The following is a 14,285-nucleotide window of genomic DNA, read 5'->3' as shown; positions in this document are numbered from 1 at the left end:
AGAACCCTTGATCAATTCAAATGGAATGATCGGCCATGACGCGCTTCAGCGCCTCGACCAGCTTGCCGGGAGAGTAAGGCTTAACCAGATACTCCGACACCCCCAACCTTCGCGCGCGCTCCTGCTCCTCAAGGGCGCTGGACACGATTATCGGCAAATCGCGCAGGCGCTCGTCCTGCTTGAGCCGTTCCGCCAGCCGCCAGCCGTCCGTCCCCCGCTCTAGCACCAGATCGAGAATAATAGCTCCGGGAATATATTGCTCCAGCGCTTTTAGCGCCGTCTCTTCGCTGGAAAAACGGCTGACTCCGTAACCCGAAGCCTCCAGCTCGTCGGCCAGTAGATCGGCAAAGTCGGAATCGTCCTCTACCAGATACACTTCGCCCGCGCGTTCGACGCTTGCCGCCGCTTCCAGACGCCATCTGCTTATCGATCTGGCCGGCAAGGGCAGCAACAGAGAGAACGTGCTGCCTTGCCCGTATATGGACGAGGCAAGAGCTCTGCCCTTATGTACATCCATAATTTCCTTGACGATCGCCAGACCCAGACCCGTACCTCCGATCTCGCGCCGATCCGAATTGTCCACCCGATAAAACTTGGAGAACAGTCCGGACAAAGCCTCCGGAGGAATGCCAAGCCCTTGGTCGGTCACATCGATTCTGAGCTGCCCGTTCTCCTCGCTGCAGACGGCCGTCACCGTGCCGCCGTTGGGAGAATATTTTACGGCATTGCCGACAAGGTTCATCAGCGCCTGCTTCAGTTTGTCCGCATCCGCATACACTTCCGTCTCGTCCGTATGCTGCAGCCATTCGAAGCGATGGTCGGAGGAGGCCACCTGGTGCATCTCCATCACTTCCTGCACAAGCGTCATAACGTTCACCTGGCGGAAGTCGTAGGTTTGCTTGCCGGATTCCATCCGCTGCAAATCCAAGAAGTCGTTAATAAGCGCCGTCAACCGCGAAGCTTCCTTATGAATCGTGCGCACGTATTTTTTCTGCCGCTCCGGCGCCAGCTCCTTATACAGCAATAGCTCGGCAAAGCCGAGCACGCTTGCCAGAGGAGTCCGCAATTCATGGCTGACCGTGCTGACAAACTCCGACTTGACGCGATCCATTTCGCGCTCTTGCGTCACATCGCGATGAACGAACAGCGTGCCGATTCTTTCGCCGCCCCGGTATAGCGGTTCGTAGTACATCTGCACATGCCGCTTGACTAACCCTTTCCATTCGTAGACGATGCTTTTCGCCTCGGTGTGCTGACCGTCCACGATGTCGGCAATGAACCGTTCAAACGGAACGGGGTCCTTCACGTATGGCTGGATATAAGCTCCGTACTGCTCAATCGTCGGGTTCCAGCTCCTATCGGCCTTCTCCCCCATCATTTCGATCCAACGTGCATTGACGAGCACCGTCGTGCCTTCCCGGTCGGTCAGCTGCACCCCTTCATGAAGCGCGTCCAGCGTCGTTTGCACCATCTGGCGCTGACGCTCCGCTTTCTCGTACAGCTCCAGCTTGTCGAGAGAGATCGAGATTTGCTTGGCGAAGGCGGACGCTTCGGCTTCTTCCCTATCCGTCAGCGCCGACCCGATCCGGGTGAGCACAATGCATGCCGTCACCTTATTGTCGGGGTTCAAGACGGGCAAGTAAAAATCGCAAGCCCGCAGCCCGTCGGATTCGCCGTGATAACCGAGTTCGGCCGACTTGGCCGGACGTTCGAGCGAATACGCCGTTGCGCTCTCTTTCACTCGCGCGAGCAGCCCATCGTCCGCCGCTTCGACGAATCTGCGGATCGCATTCTCGGACAATCCGTACGCGGCATGGTCCCGATCCGCGGTCAGCCGGATAACGATGCCTTTGTCGGCTTTCAGAATATGTACCATGTTGCGAATGATGCTCTTCAGCAGCTCCGACCGGTCAAGCGTGTTCGCAAGAGCCTGCACGAACTCGTTGCCCCGCCGCAGCCTAGCCTCGTTCTCTTCCATGAGACCGAGCGCCTTCGTCAGCTCATCCTGCTGGGCTTGCAACTCTTCCTGCTGGGCCAGCAGCTCTTCGTTCTGAGCCAGCAGTTCTCCAGCCTTGGCCTGAATCTCGGACATCATCGCCTCCATCGCCCTGGCGAGTCCTCCGATCTCGTCCTGCCTGTTCGTGTACCGAATATCCTGCTCGCGCCCCGCCGCGAATTGCTTCGCATTGGCGGCCAGCCTGCTGATCGGCATCCCGAAGTCTCTGGCGACCATGAAGATGACAATGCCGGACAGGGCCACGATCCCGGAGACGTAGACAATGAACTGAATGTTCCGCTTCGTTACGGAATCGGCCAGAAGCGAGTTCGTCTCCTCCAGCTTCTGCTGATAGAACGCATGGAGTTCTCTCGTCTCCTGGACCAGGCGTTCCAGCGTCCGCCATTCCTCGGAAGCGAACATCCGGCGCAACCCCGCCCTGTCGTTATCCTTCGCCAGCTGCGCCGCATCCGGAAACCAGCCCTTAAAGTACCGGTCCCTGAATCTCTCCGACTCGGCCGCGAACTCCTGCTCGCGCCCCTCCAACGAGAGTTTCGCGTATTGGGCGATCACAGCGCTCAATTGATCCCCGCCGCCGACCACAAGCTCATATTCCCGATCGCCCGGCGCCGCCAAATAAGCGAACGAACGAATGGAAATGCCGTTCAGATGCATCATCGCCTCCTGGGTCAGCTGCTGCTTGAGCTTGTAACGGTCGTGCACTTCCCGATATTCGTTCTCGACCTGGCGATCGTTCCAGTAGATGAACGCCGCGCCGACAAACACGAGCAGAAGAAGCACGATCATCAAGCTGGCGAATCGGGTCGTGATGCTTCTTTTATAATAATGGCTCTTCAAGCTAAGCATCGAGCATTTCCCCGATCTTCTGCACGAGAGCGAGCGGGCTGAACGGCTTGGACATGAAGTCGTTCGCTCCGGCGAGCAGCACCCTGTCCCGTTCCGCCTGCTGGCTCTTGGCCGTCAGCATCAGAATTTTCAGATGCTTCCCATCCGGGAGCTGCCGAGCCTTCTCGATAACCTCATACCCCGTGTACTTGGGCATCATGTTGTCCAGAACGATGAGATCGTAGGAGCCTACCGCGATTCTCTCCAACGCCTCTTCGCCGTCGCAAGCCAGATCGACTTCGTACCCTTCATCCTCCAGCGTATCGGCCAGCAGCATGCGCAAGGCGGATTCGTCTTCCGCCACCAACAACTTGAACAATGCGATCACCGTTCTTTCTTCTAGTTGAAATCCATTCTTTGCATCAAGCGCAAAATCCGCGTCCGTAGATCCTCCAGCCGGAAGGGCTTTGTCACGTAATCGTCCGCTCCGAGCTTCAAGGCGCGGACGATGTCGTCGTTGTCCGAGCGTCCGGTCAGCATAATCGCGGAATAGCGGTTCGATTCCGATAGGGAGCGCAGATGGCTCAGCACCTCCAACCCGTCCATTCCCGGAAGCATGCCGTCCAGGATGACGATATAGGAAGCCTTCTCCCGATACCAGCCGTCCTCCAGGAAATCCTCGCCCGACTTGTATGCGCGAATGTCCCCGCACCTGCCCGGACCGATCGCCTCCAGCAAATATTCGGTCAGCAGCGCCCGCACGATCGGGTCGTCGTCGACGATCGCGATTCGCGGCTTCCTCGCCAGCGGCTTGGACTCTGCGTCCCGGTTCACCGCTTCGACGCGGTTGCGTCCGAGCTCCTTGGCCAAATATAGCGCCTGATCCGCCAACTCCAGCCATTCCCGGCAGCGGGCGGGATCCGGCTCTACGATCTCGATGACGCCGGCTGAGAAAGTGACCTGCAATTCCTCTTCCTTCCCCCCGAAGTCGATCCGGCCGAACGTGTCCCCCAGCCTCTTAAGCAGCGAACGGGCCTCTTCCTCGCGCGTTCTCGGCAGCAGCAGAATAAATTCCTCGCCGCCGTAGCGGATCAAGACGTCCGCCGCGCGCATGTGCGACTTCAGGAAAGCCGCGAACTCCGCCAGCACCCGGTCGCCCGCGATATGGCCGTAACGGTCGTTGATCGACTTGAAATGATCCAGATCGACGATCGCCATCGTGAAATGCTCCTGGATTCTCTGCGCGTCCAGGCAGAGCGTCCGGTATGCCTCCTCCAAATATTTGCGGTTGTAGACCCCTGTCAGCTCATCGAAGAACAGAAGCTCGTCCAGCTGCTTTTTGCGTTTTAACTGCCGTTGAATCCGTACGAGCAGTTCCTCCATGTCGAGCGGCTTGTCCAGAAAGTCGTCCGCTCCCATCCGGAAAGCCCGCAGCCTCGTCTCCCGGGCGGTGTCCATGCTGATGACGGTCGTCGGAATGTACCGCTTGCGGATCTGCTCCTTAATCGCGTCCATCACTTCGAACCCGTCCTGCTCGGGAATAAGCAGATCGAGAATGAAGCAGTCCGGCGCACGGTCGTGAAAATAATGGATGGCCAGCGCGGGATTCACGGTCGCGATGACGTAATAGCCCTCTCTCTCGAGCTCTTCCTTCAGAAAGTGCAGCAGCGCCGCGTCGTCGTCGAGAATCAGGACGAGCGGCTGGTCGCCCGACTGGTCGTTCTCCGCGGTCACGAGCGAAGAATGAACGGCTTCCTGATGCTGAATCTCGTAGCATACGGCGATCAGCTCGATCATGAACGTCCGCAGCTTCTCCGGCTCCCACGGCTCGTCTTCGGAACGATGCCGAATCCGCTCCAGCAATTCCCCCGATATGCCGTAAAGCTTGGTCAGGCCGATCGTGCCGGACGTGCCTTTCACGGAATGCAAAAACCGCTCCGCTTCCACGCCGGGAATAGCGGAGCTGGATTCGAACCATATTTCCAGTTGCTTGCGGATATTGGCCAGCAACGCGTCTTGATATTTCTGCACGGGAACCCTCCTGAGCGAAACATATAGCTCTACTATTATATCGGATAATTCCAAAACAAAGATAACAACTTGAACGGGATGAACGCGGATTGTCACTCGGAACCAAAATGGCTATAATGTACGAATAACGATAACGATAACGATAACGACGATGAACGAGAGAGTACTTCGTTTTTCCTGACTGCAGCGAGCCGGGGATGGTGGGAGCCGGCGCAGGATTCGAAGGAAGCGCACTCGGGAGTCGATTTCCTGAACCGCAATCCTTGCAGGCGGCAGTAGGGAAGTCCGGCGACGAGCCGTTACCTTTTAACGAAGCGGCTTCCCTATGCGGGAGTGCTAGAAGAGTGGTACCGCGGAATCGACCTCCGTCTCTTTACGAGATGGGGTTTTTTTGCGTATTCGCGTATCGATATATACGTACAAGGAGGAACCCGTCATGTTGTTGAAGCAAGCATCCGCCATTCTGTCTCCTTATTTGGAGCTGCCCCCGGAAGAGGTGCGCCCGAAGCTGGAGATTCCGCCCGAACAGAAGCTGGGCGACGTCTCGCTCCCGTGCTTCGCGTTCGCCAAGGCGCTTAGGCAGCCGCCCGCCGCGATCGCGCAGCGGCTTGCGGACGTCATTAACGCCGATCGCTCCGACTTGCGCGCCGAGGTCGCAGGCGGCTATCTCAACCTCTTTTTCCATGGCGAGCACTGGAGAAGCGAGTTCGTGCAGCGGGCACTGGACGAACGCTACGGACGCTCCGATGCCGGGAAAGGCAAGCGGATGGTCATCGACATGTCTTCCCCGAACATCGCCAAGCCGTTCGGCATCGGCCACCTGCGCTCGACGATGATCGGCAACGCCCTGGTCCGCATGTATCGCGCCATGGGCTACGACGTACACAACGTTAATCATATCGGGGATTGGGGCACGCAGTTCGGCAAGCTGATCGTCGCGTATTTGAAGTGGGGAGACCGACAGGCGCTGGAACAGGCCCCGATTCGGGAAAGCCTGCGGCTGTACGTGGAATTCCACCGGCAGGCGGAGCAGCGGCCGGAGTTGGAGGACGAGGCGAGAGAAGCGTTCGCCAAGCTGGAGCGCGGGGATGCCGCCATGCGCGAGCTGTGGCAGTATTTCGTAGACGAGAGCCTTAAGGAATTTCAACGCGTATACGAAAGATTGGGCGTCGAGTTCGACTCCTATGCGGGCGAGAGCTTCTACAACGACAAGTTCGATCCCGTCGTGCGCAAGCTCGAGGAGTTGGAGTTGCTGGAGGAGGACGCTGGCGCGAGAATCGTCAGGCTGGAGGAGGAAGGACTGCCCCCTTGCCTTATCCTGAAAAAGGACGGCTCGACTATCTATGCGGTGCGCGATCTCGCGACCGCCCTCTACCGGAATGAAGAGCTGAAGGCGGACGAAATTCTCTACGTCGTCGGGGCTGAACAGAGCCTGCATTTTCAACAGGTATTCTCGGTGCTGCGCAAAATGGGGCTCAAATGGGCGGCGAACTGCCGTCACGTCCCGTTCGGCTTGATTACGATCAACGGCAAAAAGATGTCGACGCGCAAAGGAAAGGTAGTCATGCTGGAGGAAGTGCTCGACGAGGCGGCGGAGCGCGCGCTGCGCATCATCGAAGGGAAAAATCCCGATCTGGCGAACAAAGAAGCGGTCGCCGAAGCCGTCGGAGTGGGAGCGATCGTGTTCGGGGATTTGAAGCATCACCGCCAGTTGTCGGTCGATTTCAATCTGGAGGAGGCCGTCAGCTTCGAAGGCGAGACGGGACCCTATTTGCAGTACACCCACGCGCGAATACGGAGCCTGCTCAGGAGAGGGAAGTATGAAGAGCTGCCTTCCCGCTTCGCCGTCGACGGAGCGCAGCTGTCCTCGGAGCCGGCGTGGGCGTGCATCAAGACGCTGTCCGGCTACGAGGCCGCGATTCGGGAAGCCATCCGCCAGAACGAGCCGTTCGTCGTCGCCAAGTATCTGCTCGCTCTGGCCAAGGACTTTAACCGTTTCTACAACTCGGGGAAAATCATATACCACGGCGCGGACGAAGCCGGGACGTTCTCCAAGCTGAGCTTGGCCGCAGCCGCCGCAGACGTTCTGCGCGACGGGCTTAATTTGCTCGGAATCCAGGCTCCTTCCGAGATGTAGCGTTGGTCATTCGAACGAAATCTGCACTTTCATGTCCGAAGGGCGCCGGTCGCCCCGGAAAAAATCAAGGGCGCCCTCCAGGCTCAGCTCCCGGGTGACGAGATGCCCGACCGAAAGGCGGCCCGCTTCAAGCCAGGCCAGCGCCGGAGCGAACGTATGATTGAGCGCCATGGAACCGATCAGCGTCCATTCCATCTGATACAGTCCGAACGTCCGCAGCGCCACCGTCGCCTCCTCCGTCGTTACGCCGAACTGCACGTATCGCCCGCACGGGCCCAGGTACTGGAAGCTGTTCTCGATGACTCGCGGAACGCCCGTCGTATCGATGACGATCTCGAAGCCGTCCTTGCCCCGTCGGTCCTCCAGTTCCCCGGCCATCCGGTCGGCGGAGACAGTGCGCGTCGCTCCCCATGCAGCTGCCATCTCCAGCTTCTCCGGGGCCAGATCGACGACAACCAGCTCGGAGACGCCCGATCTGGCCAACGCCTGAACCCATTGCTGTCCCATCGCCCCCGCTCCCAGCAGCAGCGCCCGGTCGCCCGTCTCGGGCTTCAGCCTCCGGAGTGCCTGCACGACGCAGGCCACCGGCTCGATCAACGCCCCTTCGGCGAAGTTCAGCCGATCGGGCAGCTTCATCGCGAGCTCGGCGGGCAGCGCGACGTATTCGGCCATCGCTCCCGGAAGCGTCACGCCGATCACGTCCCAGCGCTCGCAGTGGTTCGCGCGTCCCGACAGGCAGAATCGGCAGCGGCCGCACGACAAGTTCGGATCGGCGGCGACTCGGTCGCCTTCCCGGAATTGCTCTGCCCCTTCTCCGACCTCGACCACCACGCCGGAAAATTCGTGCCCGGGAATGATCGGATACTTCGACAAATATTCTCCGTTGTAAATATGAACGTCCGTCCCGCATATACCCACGCGGAGCACCCGAACGACGATCTCGCCCGGCCGCGCCAGGGGAACCGGAACCTCGCGGACGGCCGCGCTGCGCGGGCCGTCAATGACAAGCGCCTTCATTTTCATTTCTCCATCGCCCCGTTTCATGATCCGGTTCCCCCGTTCGGATAGACGAACACCTTGAGGGAACCGCTTTTGTTCGCTCTTGCCCTTTCCAGCGCCGCGGCGGTTTCCTCGAGCGGAAAGACGTCGGTGAACAGCGCCTCGATCTTCCTTGCCGGATCGGCCAGCAGCGATAACCCGAGCGGATACGTATTGGCGTAACGGAATACGCCGCGCACGTCGATCTCGTTGTCAACGAGATAGGAGACGTCCAGCTCGACCCGTCCTTCCGGCGGCAGCCCGACGACGGCCACAGCGCCGCCGCGCCTTGTCGCCAGCAGCGCGGACCGCAGCGCCCGGGGATTGCCGGCAGTCTCGATCGAGACGTCGGCTCCTTCCCCTCCCGTCGCGCGGCGAATAGCCTCCGCGGCGTCCTCATTCCCGGCATGCACCGCAAGCTCCGCCCCGAGCTTAAGCGCGGCGTCCAGACGACGCGGTTCGACGTCGGAGACGAACACCCGCGCCGCGCCGCAGGCTTTGGCGGCAACGACTGCCAGCAACCCGACCGGTCCCATACCCAGGATCGCGACCGTATCGCCCGTCTTCAAGCCGGCTCTTCGGACGGCGTGCAGTCCGACCGAGAACGGCTCGTTCATCGCCGCCCGCTCGAAGCTGACTCCCTCCGGAATCGGGAAGACGAAGTCCTCCCGGATCGCGACGTACTGCGCGAATGCTCCGTCAACCGGTGGCGTTGCCAGAAAGCGGACGTCCGGACACAGATTGTATCGGCCGGACTTGCAGGCCGAACAACGGCCACAGGTCATGCCCGGCTCGACGGCGACCCGGTCTCCCGGCGCGAAGCGCGTCACGTCCGCTCCGACAGCGGCGACGACGCCCGCGCACTCGTGGCCGAGAACGAGCGGGCGATCGACGATATAGCGCCCGATTTTCCCGTGCTCGTAGTAGTGTACGTCCGACCCGCAGACGCCTACGGCCATTACCTTGATCAGCACTTCGTCCACCCGGGGCCGCGGCGTCGGGCGGCGCTCCAGCCGCACCTCGAAGGGCCGGAGCAGCACCGCGGCTACCATCTCGTCCGGCACCGCGGCAGGCCGCGCTTCGTTCGCCGAAGCCATCTTACGCCACTCCTTCCGGAAGCACGACGTCCTGCGCCAGCAGCATCCGCTGAAGCTCCTTCACGTTCACTCCGCGCGGCTCGGCACCCTCCGCTGCGGCCAGCGCCGCCGCGGCTCCCGCCGCCTGACCGAGAGCGAACGCGCACGGCATGACGCGGATCGCTCCAAGCGCCTCGTGCGTAGCGGACACGCAGCGTCCGGCAACCAGCAGTCCTTCCGTACTCCGGGGCACAAGAATCCGATACGGCAGCTGGTAGACGTTCGCGGTATGATACTCCTTGCTGAATTCGGTCGTTACCTCGTTAGGACTGTGAATGTCGATCGGATACCCGTACAGGGCGACGACGTCGTCGAAGGAACGGCCGCTGATCAGATCGTCCGCGGTCAGCATGTACTCGCCAACGATCCTCCTCGTTTCGCGAACCCCGATCTGCGTCGCCGTATCGACCAGCACCGCGTTCCGGAAGCCGGGGAAATATTTGCGGAAGAACGCCAGCAGCTCGAATACCTGTCTGCGCCCTTCCAGCTCGGCCTGCGCCAGATCCTCTGCGCTCGTGCCGCTGAGTCCCTGAACCCGGCTCGTATTGACCCGCCAGACGCCAGCCTGGGTCGTGCGGTAGATGCCCAGATGGTTTTTGTTGACCTTCCATTCCCCCGTCGCCCGCTTCTCCTCGATCAGGCTGCCGAACAACAGGTCCCTCTCCTCGGGATGCTCCTCCACGTATTTCAGGATTTCCGCGTCGTCGACGCCCGCGACGCGGAAGAACATCGTCATCGGCTGGGTCAATCCGTCCGATTTCCGACCCGTCTCCAACTCCGCGCCGGCGCGGCTGGCCACGTCGGCATCGGCGCTGCAGTCGACCGTCACCTTCGCACGAACCGCCTGCAGACCGGATTTATTCACGAGAACGGCTCCGTTCACCCGGCCGTTCTCGACGATCGCGTCTACGAAAAACGTATGCATGAACGTTCGCACGCCCGCTTCCTCCATCATCTCGGCTGCGGCCAGCTTCACGGCCTCCGGATCGAACGGCGTCACATGGTCGTGCCCTTTGCTGAAAAAACCGGAATAAGGACTTCCCGTTCGCACCTTCTCCGGGTGAACGGCCCCGCCGAACGATTCCATCCGGCGCACCAACTCGTCGAACACGCCCTTCACCAATTGCGTCTTTCCGTCGTCGCTGTAAGAAGTCATGAACGGGCCGACCAGTCCCGCGGTCGCGTTGCCCCCCAAGAAGCCGTAACGTTCGACCAGCGCCGTCCGCGCCCCGGCCCTGGCGGAGGCAAGTGCCGCCGCGATGCCGGCCGGCCCTCCTCCGATGACGAGTACGTCGGTGTCCAGAACGACCGGTATTCCAGTCTCGTAAGCGATGCTGCTATTCGTCATAGAAGTGATCTCCCTTTCCCCAACCCGTATATTAAGAGCCGAGCAGCAGCTTGTCCGCCCGCTCCTTCATCGATTTCACCGCATCCTCAGTCGGCTTCTCCCCGATCAGTACTCGCTCGCCCTCTTCCTCGACGATCTTCTGAATTTCCGCGAGATGGTCGAACTTCGTGTCCCGAACGTACTCGACGTCGGCGAAGACGACCCGTTTGAACGATTCCACGTCGAACAACTGCTCCGGATTGTCCCCGAGAATAAGCGAGGCGACCTTGTCCTTGTCCGCTTTCTTCCAGGCGGGCACGCGGCCTCCGGCGATGAGCGGCTCGTTGCCCTCCGTGACGTACCACTGCATGAACTTCCAGGCGGCTTCCTTGTTCTCCGAGCGGGCGTTGATCGTCGTAAAATCCAGATACCCGGTTCCGCCGCCGAGATACTTGCTGTTCTCCGTCAGCTTCGGAGGAGGCGCGAACGCCGTAATAAAATCGTGCGGATAGTCCGTCGTGTTCTTGATGTTCCGCAGGCTCGCCGTACCGATCCAGTGCATCGCGACTTTGTTCGTCAGATAGAGCTGGATGCCTTCCATCTTCGTCGCCTTGGCTTCCGCGATCGGCGGCTGCGCCTTCAGCGTTTTCTCCAGATTGTACATGATGTCGAAATACCGCTTAAACGCCGGATCGTCGAAGTTGCTCGAGCCGTCCTCCTTATAGAAGGCGTCCGGTCCCAGCTCCGTTTTCACCGCTTTGTCCAGGTACTCGAAAATTTTCGGCTGCAGCAGATCGGTATAGGAGCCCCAGCGCTTGTCCGCTCCTTCGCCCTTCGTCAGCGCCGCCGCGTAATCCATATATTCGTCCCAAGTCCATTCTTCGGCAATCGGCAGCCCCGCCTCGTCCAGGAAGCTCTTGTTCAGCGTAACGAAATCGTTCAGAATGATGGCCGGAATGTAATACGTCTTATCCCCGAACTTCGTGATCGAGTTCTCCCCGAAATTATCCGCGACGTCGAACCCGCTCTGCTCGATATAGCCGTCCAGCGGCTCGACCATGCCCGCATCGATCCGCTTGGCCAGCTTGTCCATCCGGTAGTTGATGAACAGGTCGACCTGGTCGCCGGCAAGCAGCGCGGTTTCCAGCTTCGTGTTGCCGCTCTCGTCGTTGACGAAACGGACGTATTCGACCTGGATGTCCGGATTGGCCTTGTTCCAATTGTCGACCGCCTGCTTCGGTCCGGACTCTTCCGGCACGGCTCCCCAGAACTTGAGCTTGACGACGCTGCCTTTGCCGCCCGACTCGGCCCCGGAGGAACCCGAAGGAGCGGAAGCGCCGTTCCCTCCTCCGGAACAGCCCGTAAGCGCCAGCGTCAGGATCAAGCATAACGAGAATAACGAGATCGTAATCTTCTTCATGCGACATCTCCCTTTTCGTATAAGTTATATCGTCTTTGCCGATAAAAACGCGTGTTCAAAAAGTTCGGTTTTCAGCACCAAGGCTGGTCGTTCGCCTCCGGCGAACTGCTCGCCCATGCATCCTGGAAGGTTGGATGAAGACCGGTGATGAGGAAGCGACCGCAAAAGTGTGGCACCTACATGAGTACCGGAAGATCCGGCTGAATTCAAGATTCGATGTCGAATCCGCTTCCCGTTCCGCTTCGTGATCAAAATTGGACTTTTTGAACTACCTCTATAAAGGTCAACCTTTCACTCCGCTGGACACCACCCCCTCGATAAACCACTTCTGGCAAGCCAGAAAGAGGATGATGACCGGCAAAATCGAGCTGACCGCCGCCGCCATCATCAGCGTGTAATCGGTTCCCGATTCATCGATGAAGTTGGTGAGACCGAGAGGAATCGTGTACAGCTCCTTCGAAGCCAGGAAAACGAGCGGATTGACGAACTCGTTCCAGTTCCAGGTGAAGCTCAGAATGACAAGGGACACGAGCGCCGGCTTCGACAGCGGCAGGATGATGCGCAGCCACGTCTGCAAATGTCCCGCCCCCTCGATCTTGGCCGCCTCGGAGAAATCCTCCGGAATGCCGACGTAAAATTGCCTGAGCAGGAACACGCCGAACGCGGTGAACATGCCGGGCAGGATCAAGGCGAAGTGCGTGTCGTAAATGCCCAGATAGTTGAAAATGATAAAGCGCGGCACGAGCGTGACCTGGTCCGGAATCATCAGCGTCGCCAAGAAGACGAAGAACACCGCGTCCCGGCCCTTGAAGCGGATTCGCGAAAATCCGTAAGCCGCGGCCGAACAGACCAGCACGGTTCCGACGACCGTAATCACCGTCACCTTCACCGAATTATAATAGAACAAATCGAAAGGCTGCGAGCCGTTCCATACGCGTTGGTAGTTGTTCCAATTGAAGCGCTTCGGTATCCATTCGATCGGATAATTGAACACGTCGATCGGTATTTTGAACGAGGTGGAAAGCATCCAGACGAAGGGAAGCACCATCAGAACGCCGAACGCCGCCAGCACGACGGTCAGCCCCAGCTTTGGCAGAGACAGCCGCTTGCCCGCCAGCTTTAGTTCCATGCGGTTTCCTCCTTTCTCTCGCTGCGGGTCAGTAATGCACCCATTTTTTCTGCCCCTGCCACTGCAGGAACGTGATCAGGAAAATAATCAGGAACAAGATCCAGGCCATGGCCGACGAATAGCCCATTTTGTAGAAATCGAAGCCCGTGCGGTACGAATAATACGTCAGCACCGTCGTGGACGAGCCCGGACCGCCCTTCGTCATGACGAACACCGCGATGAACACCTGGAACGAATGAATGATGCTGGTGATCATGACGAAGAAGGTCGTCGGCGACAGCATCGGCAGCGTAATGCGGAAAAAGCTGCGGGCAGGCCCGGCTCCGTCAATCTTCGCGGCTTCGTACAGGTCCCTGGGAATTCCCTGCAAGCCCGCCAAATAAATTATCATGTTATACCCGACGTTGGCCCATACGGTCATGATCATGATCGCGGGCAGCGCCCAGGCGCTGCTCGCCAGCCAGCCTGGGGGATCGGCCACGCCCATGCCCCGAAGGAACGAATTGATCGGTCCCATCGAAGGATTGTACAGCGTGCCCCAGACAATCGAGACGGCGACGATGTTGGACACGTAGGGCATGAAGATCATCAGCCGGATCGGCGATTTCAGATAGACGCCCTTGTTCAGGCCAATCGCCGCCAGCAACGACAGGACGATCGTCGCCGGCACGGTGACCGCGGCAAACAGCAGATTGTTCCTCAGACTGTCCACGAACCACTTGTCCGACCACATTTCCGTGAAGTTGTGCAGGCCGATGAACCTTAATCCTTTTAATCCTTCGAGAAAGTTCCAGTCGGTGAAGCTGATGATCAACGACAAGACGATCGGCACGATCGTCAATATTCCGAAGCCCGCAATGGCGGGCAGGATGAACATCCACCCGGCCAACGTATCGGATTGCTTCTGGGTGCGAATAGCGATCTCTCCTTTCCTGCAACCGAAGTCTACTGCCCATGTTAGCGTTTTCCTACCGTCGCCCGAAACCCGCATTTCCTCTGAAAACGGATACAATTCTATTTTCATAGGACCCCTAGGAAGTCGGTTCCGGGCGTTCGGCCACGATCTTCAGAAAAAAAGCGACGATTCTCCGAATTCGCGGACAATTCGTTTACACGACGGGCGAAGCCTGCCTATACTGATGAGATGAAAGCGCTGTATCAGGGGAACGTGACCCTCCGTCCAGCTACGCTTCGCAGCCGCGGGATTCGAAAACGCCGAGCGAGG

At 59.3% G+C, this 14,285-nt stretch carries 10 protein-coding genes and 1 other annotated feature; of the genes, 1 reads left to right on the top strand and 9 read right to left on the bottom strand.

What is annotated here, in order from left to right; genetic code table 11:
* Nucleotides 1–16 precede the first annotated feature (16 nt).
* Genes J4772_RS03035 through J4772_RS03025 form a run of 3 tightly spaced genes read right to left on the bottom strand, consistent with a single transcriptional unit; the run spans nt 17 to nt 4,873 of the window.
* A complete protein-coding gene (locus J4772_RS03035; RefSeq protein ID WP_209074112.1) occupies nt 17–2,863 on the bottom strand; it encodes an ATP-binding response regulator in 2,847 nt (948 codons plus the stop codon).
* Nucleotides 2,856–3,221 carry a response regulator gene (locus tag J4772_RS03030; RefSeq protein WP_209076902.1) on the bottom strand — a complete coding sequence of 122 codons (366 nt, stop codon included), beginning with the start codon at nt 3,219–3,221 and terminating at the stop codon, nt 2,856–2,858. The genes J4772_RS03035 and J4772_RS03030 overlap by 8 nt, the downstream gene beginning before the upstream one ends.
* A gap of 20 nt (nt 3,222–3,241) precedes the next feature.
* Entirely contained in the window at nt 3,242–4,873 is a 1,632-nt protein-coding gene (locus J4772_RS03025) for a GGDEF domain-containing response regulator (RefSeq protein WP_209074111.1), read from the bottom strand.
* Nucleotides 4,874–5,015: 142 nt separating this feature from the next.
* Nucleotides 5,016–5,249: a binding site (T-box leader), on the top strand.
* A 60-nt stretch (nt 5,250–5,309) separates the two neighbouring features.
* Between J4772_RS03025 and argS the strand changes: the two genes are divergently transcribed.
* Nucleotides 5,310–7,010 carry an arginine--tRNA ligase gene (gene argS / locus J4772_RS03020; RefSeq protein ID WP_209074110.1) on the top strand — a complete coding sequence of 567 codons (1,701 nt, stop codon included), beginning with the start codon at nt 5,310–5,312 and terminating at the stop codon, nt 7,008–7,010.
* Between the two features lie 6 nt (nt 7,011–7,016).
* On the opposite strand, the gene J4772_RS03015 is transcribed toward argS, so the two are convergent.
* The 6 genes from J4772_RS03015 to J4772_RS02990 form a co-directional block, all read right to left on the bottom strand.
* On the bottom strand, nt 7,017–8,054 hold the full coding sequence (locus J4772_RS03015) for a zinc-dependent alcohol dehydrogenase family protein (protein WP_247741000.1): 1,038 nt from the start codon (nt 8,052–8,054) through the stop codon (nt 7,017–7,019).
* Entirely contained in the window at nt 8,051–9,145 is a 1,095-nt protein-coding gene (locus J4772_RS03010) for an NAD(P)-dependent alcohol dehydrogenase (protein WP_209074109.1), read from the bottom strand. The genes J4772_RS03015 and J4772_RS03010 overlap by 4 nt, the downstream gene beginning before the upstream one ends.
* Before the next feature lies 1 nt (nt 9,146).
* Nucleotides 9,147–10,532: an FAD-dependent oxidoreductase gene (locus J4772_RS03005; RefSeq protein WP_209074108.1), complete on the bottom strand. Its 1,386-nt coding sequence runs from the start codon at nt 10,530–10,532 to the stop codon at nt 9,147–9,149.
* A 31-nt stretch (nt 10,533–10,563) separates the two neighbouring features.
* Complete coding sequence (locus J4772_RS03000; RefSeq protein WP_209074107.1) at nt 10,564–11,931, bottom strand: extracellular solute-binding protein; 1,368 nt, start codon at nt 11,929–11,931, stop codon at nt 10,564–10,566.
* 283 nt (nt 11,932–12,214) lie between these two features.
* Nucleotides 12,215–13,060 carry a carbohydrate ABC transporter permease gene (locus J4772_RS02995; protein WP_209074106.1) on the bottom strand — a complete coding sequence of 282 codons (846 nt, stop codon included), beginning with the start codon at nt 13,058–13,060 and terminating at the stop codon, nt 12,215–12,217.
* A gap of 28 nt (nt 13,061–13,088) precedes the next feature.
* Nucleotides 13,089–14,084, bottom strand: coding sequence for a carbohydrate ABC transporter permease (locus J4772_RS02990; RefSeq protein WP_247740999.1), 996 nt, complete (start codon nt 14,082–14,084; stop codon nt 13,089–13,091).
* Nucleotides 14,085–14,285 lie beyond the last annotated feature (201 nt).

The organism is Cohnella sp. LGH, assembly GCF_017671885.1.
GTDB lineage: Bacteria > Bacillota > Bacilli > Paenibacillales > Paenibacillaceae > Cohnella > Cohnella phaseoli.
This window is presented reverse-complemented; position numbering and strand designations above follow the sequence as displayed.